Origin of the sequence: Edaphocola flava, assembly GCF_004118155.1 — a bacterium.
Lineage (GTDB): Bacteria > Bacteroidota > Bacteroidia > Chitinophagales > Chitinophagaceae > Edaphocola > Edaphocola flava.
Genome location: NZ_SAIQ01000001.1, coordinates 1,079,661 through 1,102,380 on the forward strand (window position 1 = coordinate 1,079,661; position 22,720 = coordinate 1,102,380).

A 22,720-nucleotide genomic window follows, 5' to 3' on the forward strand; every position below is an offset into this window, starting at 1 on the left:
CACTACTATGAAAGAAAATATAAAATACCTCACCAGGCTTACTGCTATGGTTACCGGTACCTGGCTTAAACTAAATCTCTTTTTCGGATCCATATCTGTCATTAGTGTTTTCCTCGGCCTGTTCTTTTTGCTTAAGGACATAGATTCAGGACACTCGGGCCATGCGGGTGCAGCACCGGCACTTATTTTAATGTTCATCCAAAAACCGGTTGGTTCTATACTCTGGTTATTGATACTGGTATGCCTATACCTGGTCTTTCTATTTTCAGGAAAGTACGTCATTTCAAAACTTATAAACCGTATTGTGCATGATAAATCGGAAACCATTATTATTCCGATATTAGATAAAATCATTTCTGGAACGAAGGCCTTGCAGCCTGGAGCAGTAAGAAAAGGTATAGATGCTGCTGTAGTGAGGATACAGCTCTCCAAACAGCTTAAAAGTGAAGGCGGAAATAAATGGATTAATCGCATTATTCATTTTGCACTGAAACGCATTGCACTGGATGATGTAGATTTTGCAGATCCGGCATTAAAACTGGATGTGGTCATCAAAAATAAAGTGCTGCAGTTTCTGAAGGACAATAGCAATCCGGACAAAACATTATTATGGTGTATTCTTGGCTTCCAATGTCTGGCATTACTGTTTATATATTTCTTTCCGTATTAGTTTCAGCCAATAATTTTTTTCAATAGCGTCGTTATTTGCTTTGGTTGTTGAAAAACCATACTGTGCCCGGCATCCTGAATGATATAATCCGGCGATTCTATATTACGGAGGGGTATAATCTTATCATTCGTACCGTGTATGTGGATAACCGTACCCCTGGTTTCTGTATTATCCCATTCCAGTATTGCATCCATAGCCCAGCGGGCAAATTTTGGATCGGTATCGCGCAGTACATCACGCAAAATCACTTTTTCTCTCTTGTTATACACACCAAAGAGGTTATAAAACACTTTATTGGGGCGGAGCAATAAAAAATCGGGCAGGTAACGGTGCAATTTTAATTTTCCAAAGAAACCAAAATAGCCGGGCAACTCAGAAGCCGCTTTTGCAGAAGAGATGAGGATAATTTTTTCTGTAGAGATAAGCTTACCGATTTCCACAGCGATCATACCACCCATAGATAATCCTATAAGTACAGGATCGGGAGTAGTAATCTGTTTTATAAGCCTTGCTGCATATGCTGCCAGACTCTCTTTATGCATCGGGGGTATCCACTGAATATAAAGTACTGAATAAGTATCAAGGTCCAGGTAGCGAAATACCCGCTCGTCGGAACCAAGGCCGCTAATGAGGTATATATGCTTCTTTTCCATATACTATATATAATTTAAAGGCGCGGAGCGGCCGCCAGTAATTTTTTGGTATAATCCATCTGCGGATTGCTCATAACCTGATCTGCCAGTCCCTGTTCTATGATTTTACCTTTTTCCATAACCATTATACGATCACTGATTGCTTTTACTACATGCAGATCATGGGTTATAAACAGGTAGGTCAACTGATGGTGTTGCTGCAGTTCGCTGAGTAAGGACAATATCTGGGTCTGAATGTTGATATCCAGCGCAGCAACCGATTCGTCACAGATGACCAATTGCGGTTGTAATGCCAGTGCGCGGGCTATACATATACGCTGGCGCTGGCCTCCGGAAAATTCATGGGGATACTTATCAAAAGCATTGGCTGGCAGCTGTACCTGGTCCAGTAATTCGAGTACACTATGTTTCACAGACTTATCCACAGGTATATGGTGAACTTTTATCGGTTCTGCAATCGCGGCACCTACTGTAAGCCTCGGATTAAGGCTCGCGTAAGGGTCCTGGAAGATGATCTGTATATCTTTTCTCAGTTTTGACCATTCATGCTGCGCAATATGGGTAATGTCTTTGCCTTTAAAGAAAATATGCCCGTCTGTAGCTTCCTGCAGCCCTAATATACACTTGCTTAAGGTACTTTTTCCACAACCCGATTCACCAACCAGTCCTAAAGTCTCTCCTTTGTTCAATGTAAAACTTACATCATCCACTGCTTTGAATACCGATGTTGTTTTTCCAAGCCAGTTTTTTTCAGTCGGATAATAGACTTTCAAACTAGCGACCTCAAGTATCGTTTCTGCAAGCGGTTTATCCACAATTTCCCTGGTGAATTCAGGTGTCTGCATCTGCTGTACTACTTTTCCTTTTTCGAGGATCAGAAAATCATCTGCTATAAGCTTAGCCAGCGCCAGATCGTGCGTAATAAACAGCATAGCCATACCGAACTCCTGCTGCAGCTGTTTCATCAGCTCTATAATCTCTTTCTGCACCGTTACATCCAGTGCGGTAGTAGGCTCATCGGCAATCAGGACCTGTGGATGATTACACATTGCCATTGCAATCATAACCCTTTGCTTCTGGCCTCCTGATAACTGATGTGGATAACGTCCGTATAAAACTGCCGGTTCTGGTAGTTTTACCTTCTGCAACCAGTTAATCGCCTGCTGTTTAGCTTCTGTTGTGGATATTTTCTGGTGTGCCAGTATACACTCCCTTAACTGACTGCCTACGGTCTGTATTGGGTTTAGCGCACTCATTGGCTCCTGGAACACCATGCTGATCTTATTGCCCCTTACTTTCTGCCATTCCTTTTCGCTGAGCTTATTCAGGATCACTTCATCCGTCTCATCCAGCATGATGTAGCCGGTCTGTTGGGTATTTTTCGGTAAAAGGCCCATAATGGCCAGTGAGGTGAGTGACTTACCGGAACCAGATGCACCGATGAGTGCCAGTGTCTGAGCTTTGTCGATGTGGAAAGATATGCCCTGTAAAGCATGGAAGGGCTGCGGGCCTTCGAACATGATATGGAGATTCTTTACGGTGAGCATTGTTTCTGGATTATTCTGGCTTTTACGGTTAGACTGTTGATTTCGTTTGTTGTGAGAACAAAAGTAGCCGTTTATTCCGAAAAACAATGAGCGGCCAATTTTACTATTCCCCTTTACTGTAGTAGTTGATAATATATTTTTTTAAAAAAAATTACTAACTATTATTATGACTGTGGAAAAGGGGATAACTATACTTTTTCTTTGTATGATTATTGAAATACCAATCTTGTTTGGGGATTATTAACATGTTTAAAACAGGCTGTAAGTATTGATTTTACTGTATTCTTCTATACTTATTCCACATTGTGGATAAGCCCTGTGTATAACAACTATTCTTTTTGTGAATTGGGATAACCCTGTATTTTTCCCTTTGATCTGTGTACTATTCTACTATTAAATTAATGTTATTTATAATTTAAAGAAAAGTTAAGGAACTTGTTTAAAGTTATTAGCTAGCCTTCCCACGGGTTTATCCACTGCTTTGTGTATAAGTATAGAAGAACTAGATGGGTAATCCACATAGATATATCTTTTGAGAGATAATATGTTGTAGTTTTTGAGTTTTATACATATTATTATTTAAGGTATTTTGGCTTGAAATCCTTTATAGTATTGTATTTCATCTATATAACTCATCTGTTTATCTATAATTATTATTCTCATTATAATGAATTATTAATTTACTTACTTTACTTTGTACACGATTTAACCTGGAGTATAGTGCTAAGGAAAATGTGGTTAGTTCTTTTACAAGCATGGCAGACCAGTTATCAACATTTAATCTCTGTTGATAACCATTAATAATAACAAAGCCGTACTTATTATAGTACGGCTTTATTGAAGGTATTAAATAGATATTCTTTATTTGGTTCTTTCCATGATCCATTTGGTTACAGTTGGGGCCAGTTCTTTTTGTGATTTACCACCAACAAATACACCAATATGTCCGCCAGGGAAGGCATATTCGGTTTTGTCTTTAGTACCAATTTTATCCATTACTGCAAGTGTACTTTTGTTTGGAATGATGGTATCACCAGTAGCATATACATTCAGATAGGGAACTGTCATTTTCTTCAGATCTACCAGTTCACCTCCCAGGTAGAACTCACCATTGATCAGCTTATTGCCTTTAAACAGATCTTTAATGTATTTGCGGTACATCTCCCCTGCTATTGCAGGAAGATCAGATTTCCACTTTTCCATTCTCAGGAAGTTAGATACTTTATCTTCATCATCGATGCTGTCCATAATACCTAAGTACTTAGATATATTCATAGATGGTTTTAACATCGAAAATGCACTGTCAATCATCTCACCGGGAATAGTGCCTACCGTATCCACCATAGTATCCACATCCAGGTATTCTGCCCATTTGTACAGCATGTTTTCACGTGCGCCGAAGTCGAATGGGGCTACATATGTAGTTAAGGTTTTAAGCTTTTGAGGATAACGTGATGCATAGATCATTGAGTAGGTACCAGCCTGGCATATAGCCATCTTATGGATTTTAGGTACTTTATGCTTCTTACGGATGAAGTCTATGGCATCATTCATATAACCATCGATATAGTCTTCCATAGTCAGGTATTTATCTGCCTGAGTAGGATAACCCCAGTCCATGATATAAACATCCAGTCCCAGATCTACAAACTTCTTCATTAAGCTTTTATCTGGCTGGAGGTCCAGTACATCATGCCGGTTCAGCATGGCGAATGATACAAGTACAGGAATTTTGCATGTAGCAGGTGTATCTCTTAAGTAGTGATAGATCTTTACTTTATCTTTCTGAAATACCAATTCTTTAGGTGTAGTAGCTACAGCTACATCATCCATTTTCTGCAGGGTTTCATAACCCTTAAATAATTTTTCTGTTGTTGAGGAAAGTTCATCAAAAACCTGGGTCGGATTAAAAGTCATAGAACAGCTTTTATAGGGTAATCAAATAGTTTTATTAAAAATAAATGTATGATTATATTTTTAATAAAACAAACTATTACCAGTCGTTCTTAATTATCTTTTTATTGCTTTTAATCTGTTCCAGTGCAAAGGTTTCTATATCAGTAACTTCTAAATTCTGATCAGCCGACAGGTCTAATTGAAATAATTTATTGCCATTTACCTCTATAGTTAATATACGGTGACGTACAATTAATCTCAGTACTTTATCCCAGCTGATGAATGAGGTACGATAATTAGGAATAGCTATCCCCTCTTCATTAATTGTAATGATACTTGGTTTCTCAGCAGCATTTTCATAATAGAAGGCATACATAATACCTAATATACCAATACCTGAAAATGCTGCGGGTACATACCATGCTTTGTTGATGCAGAACACACATACCGGAAGCAGCATAGCCAATTCTATAACCCTTAAGATTGTACTGTTTTTCTTTTCTACAATTCTTTTATTCATACCTATGATCAATGCCAGTAAGACTATACCTGCAGCTATGTAAATGCCTGAAACGGATTTATATAGCATAGCATCTGCATCAGGTGCAGCAGCTTTGGTTTGTCCTAATAATGCAATGATCACGAATGAAACTGCTCCCATAATAATCAGTAAGAATGCGGCCATCAGGTGAGAGAAGGTTACATTCTTTTTATTGATTCCTTTTGTTTGCAGATAGAGCTGGTATGTTGTCATATATAATAGTATAGTGTTTGATTAAGATTGAGACATCAGGATGTTGCACATTTTGTACAGTACTCTGGCACCTACCAGTGGATCTATACAATCGTGACTATGTTCTCCGGAGCTGACTTCATTCAGATCAAAACCAATGATTTCTTTTTTGCTTTCTTTCAGTTTTTTAAACAGGTAGAATATCTGTTCCACTTCGAATCCGCCCGGAACCGGTGTACCAGTATTCGGACAAAGTTTAGGATCTAAACCATCTATGTCAAAACTGATATATACCTTTTCTGGAAGGCTGGCAATGATATCATCAACGATTACTTTCCAGGCTGCTCCTTCATACATTCTTTCTTTTATATCCTTATCAAAGAATGTAGTTACTTTAGGATTGTTATTAATAATCTCCAGCTCTTCATCACAGTAATCTCTGATACCAACCTGCACCAGCTTACTGATTTCCGGTACTTCCTGTAATACATTATACATGATAGAAGCGTGGGAATATGTAAAGCCTTCGTATGCGATACGGAGATCAGCATGCGCATCGATTTGCAGTATACCAAAGTCTTTATGTTCTGTAGCCAATCCCTGGATATAGCCTAATGGAGTACTATGGTCTCCACCCAGCATAACAACCTTTTTACCTTTCTGCATATAAGAAACGGTAAGGTCTTTAATCCATTGTTTAAACATCTGGCCACCTTCATTTACTTCTGTCAGTTTTTGACATAACTGATTGTTGCAGTCGATTGGCGCACCTTCAGATAAGGCGCCAATGATTAGTTCAGAACAAGAGCGTAAGTAATCACTTTTCTTTTTAATGTTCTTATCTATCGGCAACATATAATACCCTTTCTTCCAGGTATCAACCCCATCCGGATCGTAAAGATCTATCTGCAAAGAAGCTTCCATAATCTGCTCAGGGCCTCTGGAAGTACCAGCTCTGTAGCTTACAGTTACCTCCCATGGAGCAGGGATAATGATCAATGAAGAATTGTCTTCTGTAGTAGGCAATCCGAAGATGTTGTTGTCTTTTAATCCCACTGAGTTTGGATCAAAATTATCAAATACTGACATTGTTTATTTTTTTAAAACAGAACCGCAAAAGTACGTATTTTATTGTTAAGCTAATATAAAATAGATTATATGTTTCACGTGAAACTTTGTACTGTATTAGCTTTCTCTATACACAATGTACTATAGTTTAAACTGATATTGTTCCACGTGAAACATTTACTTATGGGAGGTTAATTTTGTTTCACGTGGAACAATGTATTGCTACATTATACCCTACTCTTTATATGTGTATATAGATATATTCATTAGGTATATAGCTATACTATAAATATCTTTGCATAAATTAATTTCAAACAATGTTTCCAGAATATGATGTGATAGTAGTAGGTGCAGGACATGCCGGTTGTGAGGCTGCTGCTGCTGCTGCTAATATGGGTAGTAAAACCTTACTCGTTACCATGAATATGCAGACGATTGCACAGATGAGTTGTAATCCTGCTATGGGTGGTATTGGTAAAGGACAGATCGTAAGAGAGATAGATGCTTTAGGAGGATATAGTGGTATTGTATCAGATAAGTCTATGATACAGTTTAGAATGTTGAATAAATCAAAAGGACCTGCTATGTGGAGCCCTCGCTGTCAGAGCGATCGCCATGTGTTTGCAGCTACCTGGAGAGAGATGCTGGAACAAACCCCTAACCTTGATTTTTGGCAGGATATGGTTAAAGGACTCATTGTTTCACGTGGAACAGTACAAGGTATTGTGACCGGAATGGGTCAGGAAATAAGAGGTAAGGCAGTAGTATTGACCAATGGTACCTTTCTTAATGGTATCATCCATGTGGGTGAAAAACAGTTTGGAGGAGGCCGTATGGGTGAAGGCGGTGCTACTGGTATTACCGAACAATTGGTTGGTTTAGGCTTTGAAGCAAGCCGCCTTAAGACCGGTACCCCACCCCGAATAGATGGTAGAAGCCTGGATTATAGTAAAATGATGGTGCAAGAGGGTGATGAAGAAGTAGTCGGATTCTCCTATAAAAATGTAGAAAGCATCATTAAAGCCGATCCTTCTAAGCAACGTAATTGCTGGATCACTTATACCAGCCAGGAAGTACATGATATTCTTAAAACCGGATTTGATAAATCTCCTATGTTCCAGGGTAGAATTCAGGGTACAGGTCCGCGTTATTGTCCGAGTATTGAAGATAAAATTAACCGCTTTGCAGATAAAGATAGCCACCAGTTATTTGTAGAACCAGAGGGATGGAATACCGTTGAAATCTATGTAAATGGCTTCAGTACATCCCTGCCGGAAGAGGTTCAATACAATGCCATTACTAAGGTGCCGGGCTTCGAAAACTGTAAATTCTTCCGTCCGGGTTATGCCATCGAGTATGATTACTTTCCACCAACGCAGCTGAAGTTTACACTGGAAACTAAACTGGTACGTAATCTGTTCTTTGCAGGACAGATCAATGGTACTACCGGTTATGAAGAAGCAGCTTGCCAGGGTCTGATTGCCGGTATCAATGCCAGCAGAAATGCACACGAACTGGAGCCATTCAGCCTGCAAAGAAATGAAGCATATATAGGGGTGCTGATCGATGACCTGATCAATAAAGGTACCGATGAACCTTATCGTATGTTTACTTCAAGAGCGGAATTCAGAACTTTGCTGAGACAGGACAATGCAGATGTGCGCCTGACACAAAAAGGTTTTGACCTGGGATTGGCCAAACAGGACAGATTAGATGCGGTGAATGTTAAAAATGATCACGTAGCGCAAATCAGGCAAATATTGGCCGAAATGCCTATTGAGCCATCAGAAATCAATACTTTCCTGGAAGAAAATGGTCAGACAGCCCTAAAAGAGCGTCAAAAAGTGGCAAAATTGGCTTTAAGGCCCGACATTTCGATAGAATTGCTCGCTGCGCACCTACCCCAGCTCCAGGAAAATCTGAAGCCGTTTACAAAACAGGAAATTGAGCAGGCAGAGATCCTTTTGAAGTATGGTATCTATATGGAAAAGGAAAAAGAAATGGCGGAAAAAATGAGGTACATGGAAGAACTCATTATTCCGGATCAATTCAATTATGAAAAAGTGCAGGCCATCTCTACCGAAGCCAGACAAAAACTTACCAGAATTCGCCCGCATACTTTAGGACAGGCGAGTCGCATCTCCGGAGTAAACCCGAGCGACATCCAGATCCTGATGGTGCATATGGGAAGATAGTATTTTATAAAAATGTAAAAAGAGTTGGGTATCTAAATACTCAACTCTTTTTTTTGAAATATATTTACACCTAAAATTATAACCCCTGAATCCATGTATAAATATTTACTGTATCTATTTGCATTACTCTTCTCTTCATTCATTTTATCTGCTCAAGAGCAGTATACCGATTTTTCTGTTAATGGTAAATTTGGTTTGGTTAATGTAATGAACCTGGAAGAATATGTTGCCCCTTCTTATGCAAAGAAAATCCTCTTCTCAGATGATTATCTGGGTTTTGAAAAAGGTGCTGATCTTGATTTTTATAGTAAAACCACTGGAAAGTTATTTCCGTTTTCTACTGCGGAACAGCATTACCATTTATATGTTAAGACAAGAGAATATCTGCATATTGCTACAAAAGAGCATAAAAGTGCCCTTTTAGATCAACAATTTAAAATAGCCCATACCTTTCCTTATTTGTATACTTCTATAAATAATTTTTTATTCACACCATTTATTATTGCAAAGTCGAAAGAGGGATATGATGTTTATAATACAAATCAATCTTTTAAACTATTGCATAAAAAAATAAAAGCATCCGATTATTCCATTATTAAGATATTGGATAAGGAAAAAAGGCTCGATTATTATGCTGTTTTCTATGGAAAGGAAACCGTTGATTTGTATACTGAAGAGTTCAAATTGCTGAAAAGTATCCGTACACATGCCAATACAGAAATGGAAGCAATTGCCATCCTGAAACCATATTATATGGTAAATGATGAAATAGAAAATTTTGATCCTCCCAGAGTAGCGGATATCACTGACTGGTATTTAGTAAGGCAGGAGAATGGATATAAGATTTATGAAACACAGCTGTTTTCAAGCTTATATCTTAAAGTTAAAGACCGGTTTGACGTACAGAATACCTGGTCGGATGAGGTTAAAATATTTGACAAAAGTGCAAAAGAAACCTATGTATTTAAATTGAATGGAACAGAGAAAAAAGCCCTGATTCCGATGAAATACCAGCAATTAATGGGTCTGGAAATATTGAAAAAAAACTAAGAATTGTAGATAGAAAAATGGTTTTCAGTATATCACTGAAAACCGTTTTTGCTTTATTTCAATAAAAACTCAATCGCTCTTGGAAAATAGAAATGCTCCAGTTTGTGGATATTCTGCGCCAGCATTTCCGGAGTATCATCCTCCGCTATGGTACAATGTGCCTGGACAATTACATTACCTTCATCGTAGTGTTCATTTACATAGTGAATCGTAATGCCACTCTCCTTCTCTTTCTGTTCTATCACTGTATTATGGACATTCATACCATACATACCTTTACCACCGTATTTAGGCAGTAAAGCCGGGTGAATATTGATGATTTTACCTGGGTATTTTTCAACCAAAGCAGATGGTATTTTCCATAGAAACCCTGCAAGTATCAGCAAATCAGGATTATATGTATTTATTTTATTTATAAAATCTTCAGAAGAAAAACGCTCTTTATTGATCATTTCTACCGGGATATCATGCTTTTCAGCGATATTCAGTACACCTGCACCAGCTTTATTGCAAACAATAGCCACAGGTTTAGCGATGTTTTTACCTTCAAAATAGTCAAGTATAGCCTGTACATTAGAGCCGGCACCGGAAGCAAATAAAATGATATTTTTCATGCTGCAAAGGTATTTTATTTAGCAACAAAAAAAGATAGTTCTGTACACAGAACTATCTTTTCCTTTATTAAAATACTTAATTTATTTTACTTCCTGCATTAGCTTTTTAACTACAGGTGATATAATAATCAATACTACACCGGCTATAAGTGCATAGATAGCCAGTTGCTTATAACCATCTGTATAGGCCATCAGTTTTTCTACCGGACTGGCATGCTCATTGGCCTGCGCCATACCAGCACCCAGGATACCCGCTACATATTGACCATAAGCACTGGCAAGGAACCACATACCCATCATTACACCCTGCAGGCGTGCAGGAGATAATTTAGTCATAATAGACAGACCTATCGGAGACAAACATAATTCACCAAAAGTAATTACCAGGTAAGCAAGTGTAAAGATATCAAGACTAGCCATACCCGGTACTAGCTGGAAGAATCGTGTTGCATAGAATACATAGAATGCCAGGGCCAGGAATATAAATCCTAAACCGAATTTCACAACGGTATTAGGCTCTATTTTCTTCTTTGCAAGGCCTAACCATATCAGGCCTACAATAGGTGCAAATATGATCACAAATAGCGAATTAGCGGCATTGTTTACCCCATTAGGGTCCAGTTTAATTGCACCTAATAATTTATCATCCAGGTTATTGGCAGCAAACAAACTAAGAGATCCGCCACTTTGTTCGAAGAATGCCCAGAAAATAATAGAGAAAATAATAAATACTAGTGCTGCACCTAATTTTTTCGCTTCTGCAGCAGTATGACGAGTCATTTCATAAATCAGATATATAAGAGTAGCCGGGCCAATGATATACATAAACCAGTCCGTATATTCCGTTTTAGCTACCATTTTCATAACTACTGGAATCATTGCCAACGCACCAATGTACACTGCATACTCGTACCAGGCTTTACCGTTTTTAACGGATTCAGTGCGTGCTTTCATCGGTGCTGCATTCGGATCATTTCCAATTGTACCAAAATCGAAATCCTGTTTCAATGTATTATTTACAGGAGGATTGGTAATCGGTGACAGCCCTATTGGTCCTAAGTGTTTTCTTGTATTCAGAAAGGTGATCAGGCTTATTGCCATTACTACAGCTGCCAGACCGAATGCTACGTTCCAGTGTAGATGATCTGGTATCATGCTACCTAATAATTGTCCCTTACCAATCGCTACACAGGCATAACCGCCCAGCAGAGCACCTATATTGATACCGGAATAGAACAGGGAAAAACCTGCATCACGGCGATTATCGCCCTGTTTGTAAAGGTTACCCACCATAGTAGAGATATTTGGTTTAAAGAAACCGGTACCGATTACTGTAAAGGATATACCCAGAAAGAAAAATTTATGCGGATCGGCTGCGAGAATAAGGCTACCTATAATCATAAGTATACCACCCCAGAATAATGATTTTCTGAATCCTAATATTTTATCGGCAAATAAACCGCCGATGAAGGTAAATGCGTAAACAAATGCCTGAGTAGCGCCATATTGCAAATTGGCCTGCGTTTCCGGCATAGACAGCTGGTTTACCATAAAGAAGGTAAGCATGCCGCGCATCCCGTAAAAGCAAAAGCGCTCCCACATTTCGGAAAAGAATAGATGCCATAATTGCTTGGGATATTTGCCTTTAAAATCCTGAATTTCTTCTAAGGTAAGATTCTGACTCATTGGTTTGATTTAGTATTCATGAAAATAAAAAGTCTCTAACCAGAGTTAGAGACTTTAAAAGTATGTAATTTTTCTTATTATTTGACGCCGTGCATCATTCTCACCAGAACTTTATTTAAGGCGATCATAGCCAGTCCGCAGATGATTACGAATATAGAGATATACAGGAATATCTTACCTGCACCCAATGTTTCTACAGAAGAAGCGAGGAATCCACCAACGATGTTTGCTACGAAAGAAGATAATAACCAAACACCCATCAGCAATGAAGCCAGCTTAGGAGGTGATAATTTGGTTACTACAGATAGCCCTACAGGAGACAAACACAGCTCACCGATAGTATGTACCAGGTAGGTTAAGATAAGCCACCAGATGCTTGCTTTAATGGCTTCATTAGGAATATCGCCACCTCTTTCCTGTACTGCACCCAGCATGAACCAGAAACCGATACCCAGAATAACCATACCTAAACCCATTTTCAGAGGAGTAGATAATTTCTGACCCATTCTGCTTTCCCAGAATACTGCGAATACAGGTGCCAGTAATACAATGAATACAGGGTTTACACTCTGGAACCATGAAGTAGGGATTTCAAATCCGAATACATTACGGTTAATAAACTTATCTGTATATAAAGTAAGAGAAGAACCCGCCTGCTCGAAACCGGCGAAGAAGAAGATTGCAAAGAAGAAGAACACAAAAATAACAGTGATTCTTTGCTTTTCCTCCTTGGTCATCGGAGCATTGCTTTTTACGCCTTCAATTTCTGTATTTGCTTTTTTAGTAGTCGGTTTCAGACCCAGGTTACCCAGGTATTTTGCCGCCAGCATGTTGAAAATGATCTGGCCTAATAACATACCTACACCTGAAGCCAGGAAGCCATATTTATAACCATAAGAGATAACCGTTCCGGCAGCATCCTTGGTAGCAAAGATATTATCAGTCAGTAAACCGATTACCAGTGGAGCCAGGAAGGCACCAAGGTTGATACCCATATAGAAGATAGAGAATGCTGAATCTCTTCTTTTATCTCCATCCTGGTATAAACCACCCACTAATGTGGATATGTTCGGTTTAAAGAACCCGTTACCTATGATAAGAAGGAATAGACCAAGGTACATACCAGTATGGTTGCTCATGGCGAAAAGGACAAACTGCCCCAGCATCATAATCGTACCACCGATCGTGATGGCTTTACGCTGACCCAGGTAAGTATCTGCCAGCCAGCCTCCGATCAGAGGGGTGAAGTATACAAAACCGGTAAAGAAGCCATAAATAAGACTGGCGTCTTTAGGGTCGATTGCCAAACCGCCCTGGAAAAGGGATTTGGTTAAGTAGAGCATTAAAATGCCGCGCATTCCATAATACGAAAAGCGTTCCCACATTTCTGTGAAGAACAGCAGATACAATCCTTTAGGATGCCCTTTTTTTGCTTGAATTGCTTGATCCATCTTTGAATTAGATAATTGTTAAATTTTTAATTTTGGCTGACTAAGGTATGCAAATTTCTTTACATAGAGTTAAAATATTGGCCGAAGTTTAACCATGTCAAATAAAAATCCCCCAGGTTCTAACCCTGGGGGATGCGCTATAATAATAAATAATATTAGTCAATAGAAATTTCGCCTAAACGGGCCAGGTACTTGTCTACGTCGCGTGCCTGTAATGTGTTCGGGAATTTCTCCTTAATCTCTTTGTAGAATTTCTTAGCATCTTCTAATTTACCTGCTTTCTCGCTGGCCAGACCTGCACGGAAAGTATATAAAGCTGAAGTGTACTGATCGTTTTCGTTAGAAGCTGCTTTTTTGTAGCTTTCGATACCTTTATCTGTTTTACCGGCATCCATATATGCATCACCTAATGCACCCTGAGCCAGATTAGCTACTACAGTACCTTCACCATTAAACTCGCTCAGATACTTAATTGCGTTATTAACATCACCGGTTTTCAGATAGCTGATACCCGCGTAATATTTAGCCAGGTTAGCTGCTTTAGTACCACTGTGTTTCTTAATTACGGTTAATGCACTTGGATGCTGACCATCTCCTTTCAGTACAGAGTTTACCGAATCCACTTCGAACCACTTTTGTACATAAGAAAGGTCTTTCATTGCTTTCTCTTCTCCCGGAGCCTGTACCAGATATTTATAACCAAAGTAACCGCCTACCAGCACCAGTACAGCAACTACTGCACCAATAATCACTTTTTTATTTTTATCAAAAGAGTTCTGCATCACAAAAGCTACATCTGTTGCTTTCATCTTGCTATCGTTCTCTCCAAACACTTCTACGCCAGGTTTATTTCTAGATGATTGAGCCATTATTGAATTATATATAATTTTAAGTGGGGCAAATTTATATTAAATTTATATAATTGTCAAATGTATGCCCGTACTTGTTTAAAGTTTTCTGGAGAATAGGAAAATATTTAGATAATTAATATGATTATCAAACAGTTATAAGCTTACCTAATCCTCTGCTTCCCTTTCATGATGCCGATGTCTATAGTTAATCTTTAAAATTAAATAAGTCTCTGTAGGCCTTGTTGAATTTTGCTTCGCTGAAATGTGTTACTGCATATTCATAATTATTACGGGATATCTGCTGCAATAATTCCCGGTCGGCCGATAATCTTTTTAGTTTTTCCAGCCCGGATGTTACAATAGCCTCTTCTTCTGTTTCATGTATCAACAGACCTGCCACCCCATCAATAATATTTCCCCGTATGCCATCTACCGCAGTAGATACAATAGCGACACCACAGCTCATAGCCTCCATAATGCTTAATGGGAAACCTTCAAAAGCCGAAGTCATAATAAGTACATCCATCTGTTTGTGTAGATCATACATCGATTTTTCATCAGTAATGAGTCCGTGCCAGTGTATATGTGGTCGTATGTCTGCAGGGATCTCAGATTCAAAATTGCCGGCAAAATGAAATTCAATCGGTAATTGAGCGGCCAAAGCCTTTCTTGCGATTTCCAAAATCAGGTGTAACCTTTTAGGCCATCCGCTGCGGCCGGCATAGTATACTTTTAAAGTATCGCCGGGAGAATGGACAGTGTATTGCTTCGGTACCGGCACCGTATTTTGAATCTGTGTGATGCGACTGTCATACAACGAAGGAATGCCCAGCTCACGGTAATAATTAATATGCTGGTCAATGATCAATTGTGTAATCATTGCCCGCTTATCTATGACAGGAATGTAGGGGAACGTAATCCAGCCGAAACGCTTTTCGGCATTATGGATCAATTCAGTCTTTAGAATGTTTTTACGAATGTGCGGGAATAATTTATAAGCAAAATTGCACTGACCATTAAAGACAGCCGGTGCATGATCCTGCTGATTGATGTATTGTGCACATATGCCCCGGTAAAGAAAATTGAATGCGTAAAGCCATTTATTGTCCGTGTACCGGCTGATGTCTTTTATCGTAACATGTGGAAGGGTGAAAAAGCGTTTCATTTCCACCTCGTCTGACTTACGGGTAAAAAACACGATTACTTTTTTATCCGGCACCGCCCGCAGTACCGAAGCATGTACTTTTTCGGCGCCCCCCAGTCCGTAAATAGGAAAGAAACAAAATAGATCATACTCTTTTTCCGGGAGTGGATTCAGCCGCGCAACCAGTTTGCCGGCCAGCACGAACGGAAACATAATTACCTGTTCGATGTATCTTTTTAATTGAATCCAGGGATAAAGTGGCATGGCACGCGTTTTTGTAAAATGTTAGGATAGCAAATATAAAAAAAGACGGTAACAATATGTTTTTCTGGCCAGATATCCATTTAGATGCTGCCAGCCAGGCTAATTATAAAACTGAGTATCCGCTTTAAGGAAACAAAGTCTAGTATTATGATTTATGTAGCTTATATATCTATTGCTACCTTTTGCATCAAGGCAAAAGGTAGCGCCAAAAAATCAAGGCTGTATAAATCCCTGGCTAAAAATCAATGTGCCGGTCGGTCGCAAACCAGACTCGCTTCGCTCAGACAGTGGTTTCCGAATTATCGACCGAGCCAATGATTTTCTTGACGCCGGATTTATAAGGCCATTTTGAGCGATCTGTACAGTACGGATCGCTTATTGTTTTTATCACAGCGATAGCCATTTTGGAGTGGAGCTGCGATCGTTGAGCACCGAACGCACCACACGTTAAGCTCAGACGATCAATGCACGCAACGGTACAAAATGGCGGTGCTTTGCAATCGCCTTGATGAAAACAAAGGCACTTTTGGTCCTTTTGTTGCCGGACAAAAGGACGAATAAAATAGTTGACTACATGCGGATAATCAATTTATATAATTTATTATCTTTTGGTTAATCCAATGCTTATTCCCGATTATATAATTACATGTTCGACAAAATGATTATATTTGTCGATATGGAAACGATTTCTGAATATGAAAAAATGAAACAGCAGATACTGGTTGCTGCGAAATCTGTTTTTATAAAGTATGGATACAATAAAGTATCTATGGATGATATTGCCAAGGCTTTAGGGAAAAGCAGGAGTACACTGTACCACTATTTTAAAAATAAGAAAGAAGTATTTGAACTCATTGCCTTCACCGAGTTTAAACAGATTATGCAACTGGCAGAACTGGAAGTAATCAAAGGAAAAAGCATACAGGATAATCTTATTGACTACTACAGTAAAAAAGCAGATTGTGCCAATGAATTGCTGGTTGCCTATAGCTCACTTGCCGAGGAGATAAAAGCCCATGAAGACGTGTTTTATGAAATCTCTAAAATGCAGGTAGAGGCAGAAGCCAGTGTATTAAGAAGAATACTGGAATGGGCTATTGAACAGAAAGAAATTAATACCGGCAAGGAACGTGATATTACTTTCCTGTCGAGAGTGCTGACTACTGCACTGCGCAGTTTTGAACAGGAAGTTTTCCTGCAGAACAAGTTCAGTACATTTAAGGTAAACCTTTCTATGCTGGTAGAAATTTTATGTAAAGGATTACGCTAAAGATATATTATACTAAAAGATACGGGCTGCACAATATTGTGCAGCCCGTATCTTTTATAGATAAGAACAGAAGTCTTATTTGTTGGAAGTAGTTGGTTTCATCGCCACCACTTTGATCCACTCATTCAGCACATTTACCGTTTCGTTCAGGTAAGCGTCTTTTTTAAGAGCATCAATCCATTTTTTATTTTTCTCTTTAGAGCTGGTATCCACATTTACTTTTTCCAGGTCAGCCTTCAGGTTCATAACCACCAGTTTGGTTTTAGCACTGTCAATCTGATCCAGTTTTTTATTGATAGCCTCGCCTTCTGCAATTTTCGCCATGTATTTGGCCTCATTCAGAGGGTATACATTATGGTCCTGCTGCGATTTTAAGCGGGCACCTGTTTGTTTTACCAGGTTAAACGTTTCGCTGGTACTGGTTCTCTTTTTACTATCCCCGATCATTGCTGCCAGGTTAGGTATACTGTTTGTTTTGCTGTAGTCAGATTCTTTAATCTTATCCCATGCCAATGCAGAAGGATTTTTACGCTCACCCATATCATCCAGTCCTTCATACACATCTGGTAACAGGATGTCCGGAGTTACTCCTTTTAATTGGGTAGAACCACCATTGATACGATAGAATTTCTGAATCGTTAATTTCAGAGAACCTATTCCTTCAAATTTAGCATCACCGTTTTTAGCAGCGATCCAGGAATCAATAATACTCTTACGCGCCTCAGGAGATACAAACGGATCCAGCGGAACCAGTTTCTGCACCGTACCTTTACCAAAAGTGTTGGCACCGATAATTACAGCCCTGCCATAATCCTGCATTGCTGCAGCCAGAATTTCAGAAGCAGATGCCGAACCGCCGTTTACCATGATGGCCAGGGGTCCTGTGTATACCGGTTCAGATTGGCGGCTTTTTAATGTCATGACATTATCGCCACGACCTCTTACCTGTACTACTGGGCCTTTGCCGATAAATATACCTGCCATGTCCACCACATCGCTCAGAGAACCACCACCATTATTACGCAGATCCAGAACAATACCGTCTACACCTTCTTCTTTCAGTCTGATCACTTCATTCTCCACATCTTTACCGCTGGTACGATCACCATTTCCGGTAAAGTTGGTATAGAACTCCGGTAAGTAGATATACCCGATACGTTTACCATTACTCTCTATAACAGATGACTTGGCATAGGTATCTTCCATTTCTACTTTTCCGCGCACGATCGGGATAATCTGTTTCGTACCATCTTCATGCTTTACGTGCATTTTTACGACAGTACCAGCTTTACCACGGATCAGTTTTACCACATCTTCTATTTCGTACCCTTCGATATCTACAGGTCCCGTCTCTCCCTCTACTTTTTCGATAATATCACCGCTTTTCAATTGGCCTTGCTGCCAGCTAGGGCTACCGGTAATGATCATCTGTACTTTGATCTTTCCATCATCCTGCGCCTGTAATTGTGCACCGATACCGATAAAGTTACCAGACATCGCTTCATCAAAACGCTTGCGATCTTCCGGCGGGAAGAAATCTGAGTGCGGATCTTCAGCACTGGTCAGACCATTCATATATAAAGAGAAGCGATCATTTTCATTCAGCTTTTTAAGGCGTTTGAAATAGCGATCCTGCATCTTAACCACTGACTCGCGGGCTTCCGCCTCCAGCACAGCGCTGGTTTTGGCTACATAACCTACAGAGTCTTTAGCTTTTTTCTCTTCAGTTTTTTTCAGATCTACATACTTAGCCAGTACACGGTATTTCAGCAGCTGCTCCCAGCGGGCTTTCATATCCGCTGTGTTTTTTGCAAACTTCAGCTTATCACCATCCAGTTGTATGCTATCGTTTTCATTAAAGTTGAACGGCTTGTTCAGTATAGGTTTGTAATACTGCTCTGCCTCGGCTATCCTTTTTACAAATATGTCATTCAGCTGATTGAAAAAATCTGTACGATTATCCATAATCTGATCATCGATCATGAACTGGTATTTCTTCAGCTCATCATAATCAGTTTGCAGCAGAAATTTCTTATCATAATCCAGCCCTTCGATAACCTTATCGAATACCTTTTTGGAGAAGCTGTCATTAATTTCTCTCGGAGCATAGTGGCCCTCCTGCATAATAGCCATAACCGTCTGCTGGATTATAGCATTCTGGCCCTGGGGCTGTGCATTGGCATTGATATAACGGAAGGATAAAAATGCCAGTAAACCTCCGCATACTACAGAGGGAATCAAAATCTTGTTTTTCATAAATTGCAACATACGCGGGTATACGACCTGTAACAGAATCTTTTTGTTAGATAAAATGCAGTTTGATAATATAATTAAAAAACAGTATACAAATGTAAACTAAAATTGAGTTAATAAAACTACAAAACCAAGAGTATACTATTATATTAACGTTCGTTTTGCGAAAACGTTATAATCGACAGAGACCCAGCACCTAAGATAAGGTATCCATCATGCTCAGAAACGCCTCTTCTGTCAGTATATTGATGGTGGTGAGTTTTTTTGCTTTCTCCAGTTTAGAGCCGGCATCAGCACCCACTACCAGGTAATTCAGCTTACTGCTTACTCCGCTCAGCAGCTTTCCGCCTTTGGCTTCCACCATAGCTTCTGCATCACTGCGTTTGAAATGGCTCAGTGTACCGGTAAACAGGAATGTCTGTCCGTTCAGGCCACCTTCTGCACTTTCGGTACTCACAGCTGTTTTGCGCTGAACATTCACGCCCAGCTGTTCCAGGTGTTCGATCAGCAGAATATTGTCTTCGTTACGGAAAAACTGAAATACAGCATTGGCTACTTTCGGTCCGATGTCTTCTAGCGTACAGAGCTGCGCTTCATCCCATTCTTTAAATTCATTCAGATGGGTTACGGCTTTGGCCAGGGTCTTGGCAGTCGTCTCTCCTACATATCGGATACCCAGCCCATAGATCAAGCGGTGCAGCGGTTGGCTTTTACTGTTTTCAATAGCTGTCTTCAGATTATCCACCGATTTTGCACCGAACTTATCCAGTTGTCCGATCGCTTCAAAATCTAACTGATAGATGCCCTCAACTGTACGCAGCAATCCCAGTTCATAAAAGCGGGCAATGTTGGCCCCGCCCAGGTTGCGTATATCCATCGCATCTTTGCTGGCAAAGTGTATCAGTCGTTCTACAACCTGTGCATCACAATTGATATTCACACAACGCCATGCGGCTTCCCCTTCGGGTTTGAATAATGGATCATTACATACCGGGCAATTTGTTGGAAACACAATGTCCGTCTCTGTTCCATCCCGCAGCTCGGTAAGTGGTTTGACGATATAAGGAATAACATCACCGGCACGTTCAACGAGTACAGTATCGCCTATCTTCAAATCCTTTTCCCGGATCACATCTTCATTAAACAGGGAAATGGAACCAACGGTAACACCACCAATAGGCACCGGTTGTATTTTGGCTACCGGACCTATATTACCGGTACGGCCTACCTGGTATTCTACCTTCAGCAATTTACTGGTAGCCTGTCTAGCCTTGAATTTATAGGCAATTGCCCAGCGCGGATGGTGAGATGTTTGTCCCATCGTTTCCTGATCAGACAGATGGTTTACCTTAACCACCATACCATCTATCTCAAATGGCAATTCATCCCTTTTGGTTTCATAGGCATCGCAGTAAGCAATCACATCATCTATAGAATCGGTGCGCAGCATATCGCGTGTGGGTGTAGCAAAGCCCATACTGTCCAGCCAGTTCAATACTGAATAGTGGCTTTCCAGAACGGCGTTATCTTCTTTATTATCTGTATTGGTATGGTAGCTGACATGGTATAAAACAGCGTGCAGTCCACGTTTGGCCACTTCAGCCGCATCCAACATGCGCAGCGAGCCGGAGGCCGCATTGCGCGGATTGGCCAGTATAGACAAGCCCTCTGCGATACGTTGTTCATTAAAGGCCTTGAAGGTTTCTTTTTTAATGATCACTTCTCCCCTGATCTCTATAGCCGATACGCCTTTGGCAGAAAGACGGGCAGATAAAGGAATAGATTTGATCTGTTTCGCATTAAGGGTAATATCCTCTCCACGCACACCATCGCCACGGGTAGCGGCACGTGCCAGCCGGTCATTTTCATAGTACACAGATATACCGGCACCATCATATTTTGGTTCTACGGTATATTCCAGTTTTTCTTTTCCGGCAAATTCTTTGCACTTCCTGTCCCACTCCCGCAGATCATCTGCATTATAAGAGTTTTCCAGGCTCAGCATGGGTACAAAATGCTCAACGGTCTGAAAGCTGGAGCTCAGGCCCCTGGCCACTCTTTGTGTAGGAGAGTCTTCTGTAACCAGTTCCGGATGCGCTGCTTCTATATGCTTCAGCATGCGGAACAATTTATCGTATTCCACATCGGCCAGAACCGGACTATCCTGTACATAATATTTCCAATCCAGGTAGTTGAGTATCTTCCTGAGATCGGGAACGTTTGTACTATCGGTTTGTTCTTCATTGATCTGCAGCAAATCCTGTGCGGTTTTGCTGAGGTTTATTTCTTCTTCCTGGGTGTACATAATCTCTTTTTTTCTGAATATTACGGCATTAATGTCTCGGTCTGCCCACAAAGGATTGCAGCATTTTTGCTTTTGAATAGACGCCTTTTTTCAGCCTGTCGGGGTTACACTTCTTTAAACTGCGGAGCAAATGTTCAATCGCTTTTCCCCAGTCTCCCTTTGCGTACTGCTTCACGGTCTCAATATCATAGATATGCATATTTCGGAACATTCTCCAGTAAGCATCATATACCACAATATTGTTCAGGTTATCGAACCCGTATAATTGCAGTAAGAGTAAGGCTTCCGGGAGTTCATAATCAGGGTTCAGTTTTACACTGCTCGTTATCTGCGTTTCACTCATGCCAACTGCAATCAGGTTTTCCCTGATATGTTGCAGCTTGGCTCCTTTTTTGATGAGGTGTATATAGTATTCAATATCTACCTTCCACACAAAGCGTTTATCATAGCATACCTCCTTAAGGCTGTGGTGCACAAGTATCACACTCGGATTACCGATGGTATTGTTCGCATTAAGGAGCATAGGATTGCGCAGCAGATCTTTCAGGCTTTTCTCCGGAAATAATGCCGCTTCTTGCTTACCCGATTCCAGGTAGATATAGGTATAATCTGAAAATATAAATGATGCACCGGAGCCGGTATGGTCCATGAATCGCTGGAGACTTTGCGGATGCATAAAATAATCATCATGATGCATGATCTTGATCCACTCCCCATTGGCCAGTGCTATGGCCCTGTTCCAGTTTTCCGGAGAGCCCAGGCTCGGTGTGTTTTTGAAGTATCTGATCTGCAGGTCTGCAAAATCGGAAAGAACCATATCCTTTACCGTATCGTCAGGGCTGTCATCAGTCAGTACAATTTCAAATTGTGTATAACTTTGAGCCCTTATGCTTTCCAGGAGTCTTTTTACTTTCTCTGCATTTTTATAACAGGGGATACAAATGGAAACTAATACTGGCATCATTGCTATGTAAATAATGGAAGTGATCAATTAAGGCTGATTCCAGAGGCATGAAGCCATACCGCAAAACAGCACTGTCAGATAAAAAATTTAGGGATGGCCTGCTCCG

At 40.1% G+C, this 22,720-nt stretch carries 17 protein-coding genes; 4 read left to right on the forward strand and 13 right to left on the reverse strand.

What is annotated here, in order from left to right:
* Window positions 1-7 precede the first annotated feature (7 nt).
* Complete coding sequence (locus EMP01_RS04625) at window positions 8-670, forward strand: hypothetical protein (RefSeq protein ID WP_129020300.1); 663 nt, start codon at window positions 8-10, stop codon at window positions 668-670.
* A gap of 2 nt (window positions 671-672) precedes the next feature.
* Here the strand turns inward: EMP01_RS04625 and EMP01_RS04630 are convergent, their stop codons facing one another.
* The 5 genes from EMP01_RS04630 to EMP01_RS04650 all read right to left on the reverse strand — a co-directional run bounded on the left by EMP01_RS04630 (window position 673) and on the right by EMP01_RS04650 (window position 6,588).
* Window positions 673-1,323, reverse strand: coding sequence for an alpha/beta hydrolase (locus tag EMP01_RS04630; RefSeq protein ID WP_129020301.1), 651 nt, complete (start codon window positions 1,321-1,323; stop codon window positions 673-675).
* 14 nt (window positions 1,324-1,337) lie between these two features.
* A complete protein-coding gene (locus EMP01_RS04635) occupies window positions 1,338-2,870 on the reverse strand; it encodes an ABC transporter ATP-binding protein (protein ID WP_129020302.1) in 1,533 nt (510 codons plus the stop codon).
* Window positions 2,871-3,731: 861 nt separating this feature from the next.
* Window positions 3,732-4,787: a class III poly(R)-hydroxyalkanoic acid synthase subunit PhaC gene (phaC, locus tag EMP01_RS04640; RefSeq protein WP_129020303.1), complete on the reverse strand. Its 1,056-nt coding sequence runs from the start codon at window positions 4,785-4,787 to the stop codon at window positions 3,732-3,734.
* A gap of 76 nt (window positions 4,788-4,863) precedes the next feature.
* Complete coding sequence (locus EMP01_RS04645) at window positions 4,864-5,520, reverse strand: hypothetical protein (protein WP_129020304.1); 657 nt, start codon at window positions 5,518-5,520, stop codon at window positions 4,864-4,866.
* A 21-nt stretch (window positions 5,521-5,541) separates the two neighbouring features.
* On the reverse strand, window positions 5,542-6,588 hold the full coding sequence (locus EMP01_RS04650) for an agmatinase family protein (protein ID WP_129020305.1): 1,047 nt from the start codon (window positions 6,586-6,588) through the stop codon (window positions 5,542-5,544).
* A 296-nt stretch (window positions 6,589-6,884) separates the two neighbouring features.
* Here EMP01_RS04650 and mnmG point away from each other — a divergent pair, with 296 nt between their 5' ends.
* On the forward strand, window positions 6,885-8,762 hold the full coding sequence (gene mnmG / locus EMP01_RS04655; RefSeq protein ID WP_129020306.1) for a tRNA uridine-5-carboxymethylaminomethyl(34) synthesis enzyme MnmG: 1,878 nt from the start codon (window positions 6,885-6,887) through the stop codon (window positions 8,760-8,762).
* Window positions 8,763-8,855: 93 nt separating this feature from the next.
* Window positions 8,856-9,812 carry a hypothetical protein gene (locus EMP01_RS04660; RefSeq protein ID WP_129020307.1) on the forward strand — a complete coding sequence of 319 codons (957 nt, stop codon included), beginning with the start codon at window positions 8,856-8,858 and terminating at the stop codon, window positions 9,810-9,812.
* 53 nt (window positions 9,813-9,865) lie between these two features.
* Here the strand turns inward: EMP01_RS04660 and purN are convergent, their stop codons facing one another.
* The 5 genes from purN to EMP01_RS04685 all read right to left on the reverse strand — a co-directional run bounded on the left by purN (window position 9,866) and on the right by EMP01_RS04685 (window position 15,822).
* Window positions 9,866-10,426: a phosphoribosylglycinamide formyltransferase gene (gene purN, locus EMP01_RS04665; RefSeq protein ID WP_129020308.1), complete on the reverse strand. Its 561-nt coding sequence runs from the start codon at window positions 10,424-10,426 to the stop codon at window positions 9,866-9,868.
* An 81-nt stretch (window positions 10,427-10,507) separates the two neighbouring features.
* Window positions 10,508-12,112, reverse strand: a complete 1,605-nt coding sequence (locus EMP01_RS04670) for a peptide MFS transporter (RefSeq protein WP_129020309.1) — start codon at window positions 12,110-12,112, stop codon at window positions 10,508-10,510.
* A 77-nt stretch (window positions 12,113-12,189) separates the two neighbouring features.
* Window positions 12,190-13,563 (reverse strand): peptide MFS transporter, encoded by a 1,374-nt coding sequence (locus EMP01_RS04675; protein WP_129020310.1) that lies wholly within the window; start codon window positions 13,561-13,563, stop codon window positions 12,190-12,192.
* 155 nt (window positions 13,564-13,718) lie between these two features.
* Window positions 13,719-14,432, reverse strand: a complete 714-nt coding sequence (locus EMP01_RS04680; RefSeq protein WP_129020311.1) for a tetratricopeptide repeat protein — start codon at window positions 14,430-14,432, stop codon at window positions 13,719-13,721.
* A gap of 187 nt (window positions 14,433-14,619) precedes the next feature.
* Window positions 14,620-15,822, reverse strand: coding sequence for a glycosyltransferase family 4 protein (locus tag EMP01_RS04685; protein WP_129020312.1), 1,203 nt, complete (start codon window positions 15,820-15,822; stop codon window positions 14,620-14,622).
* A 676-nt stretch (window positions 15,823-16,498) separates the two neighbouring features.
* Between EMP01_RS04685 and EMP01_RS04690 the strand changes: the two genes are divergently transcribed.
* A complete protein-coding gene (locus EMP01_RS04690) occupies window positions 16,499-17,092 on the forward strand; it encodes a TetR/AcrR family transcriptional regulator (RefSeq protein WP_161971218.1) in 594 nt (197 codons plus the stop codon).
* A gap of 75 nt (window positions 17,093-17,167) precedes the next feature.
* Here EMP01_RS04690 and EMP01_RS04695 read toward each other — a convergent pair whose 3' ends face one another.
* The 3 genes from EMP01_RS04695 to EMP01_RS04705 all read right to left on the reverse strand — a co-directional run bounded on the left by EMP01_RS04695 (window position 17,168) and on the right by EMP01_RS04705 (window position 22,614).
* Window positions 17,168-19,348 (reverse strand): carboxy terminal-processing peptidase, encoded by a 2,181-nt coding sequence (locus EMP01_RS04695; protein ID WP_161971219.1) that lies wholly within the window; start codon window positions 19,346-19,348, stop codon window positions 17,168-17,170.
* 193 nt (window positions 19,349-19,541) lie between these two features.
* Entirely contained in the window at window positions 19,542-21,650 is a 2,109-nt protein-coding gene (gene ligA / locus EMP01_RS04700; RefSeq protein WP_129020315.1) for an NAD-dependent DNA ligase LigA, read from the reverse strand.
* A gap of 28 nt (window positions 21,651-21,678) precedes the next feature.
* Complete coding sequence (locus tag EMP01_RS04705) at window positions 21,679-22,614, reverse strand: glycosyltransferase family 2 protein (protein WP_129020316.1); 936 nt, start codon at window positions 22,612-22,614, stop codon at window positions 21,679-21,681.
* Window positions 22,615-22,720 lie beyond the last annotated feature (106 nt).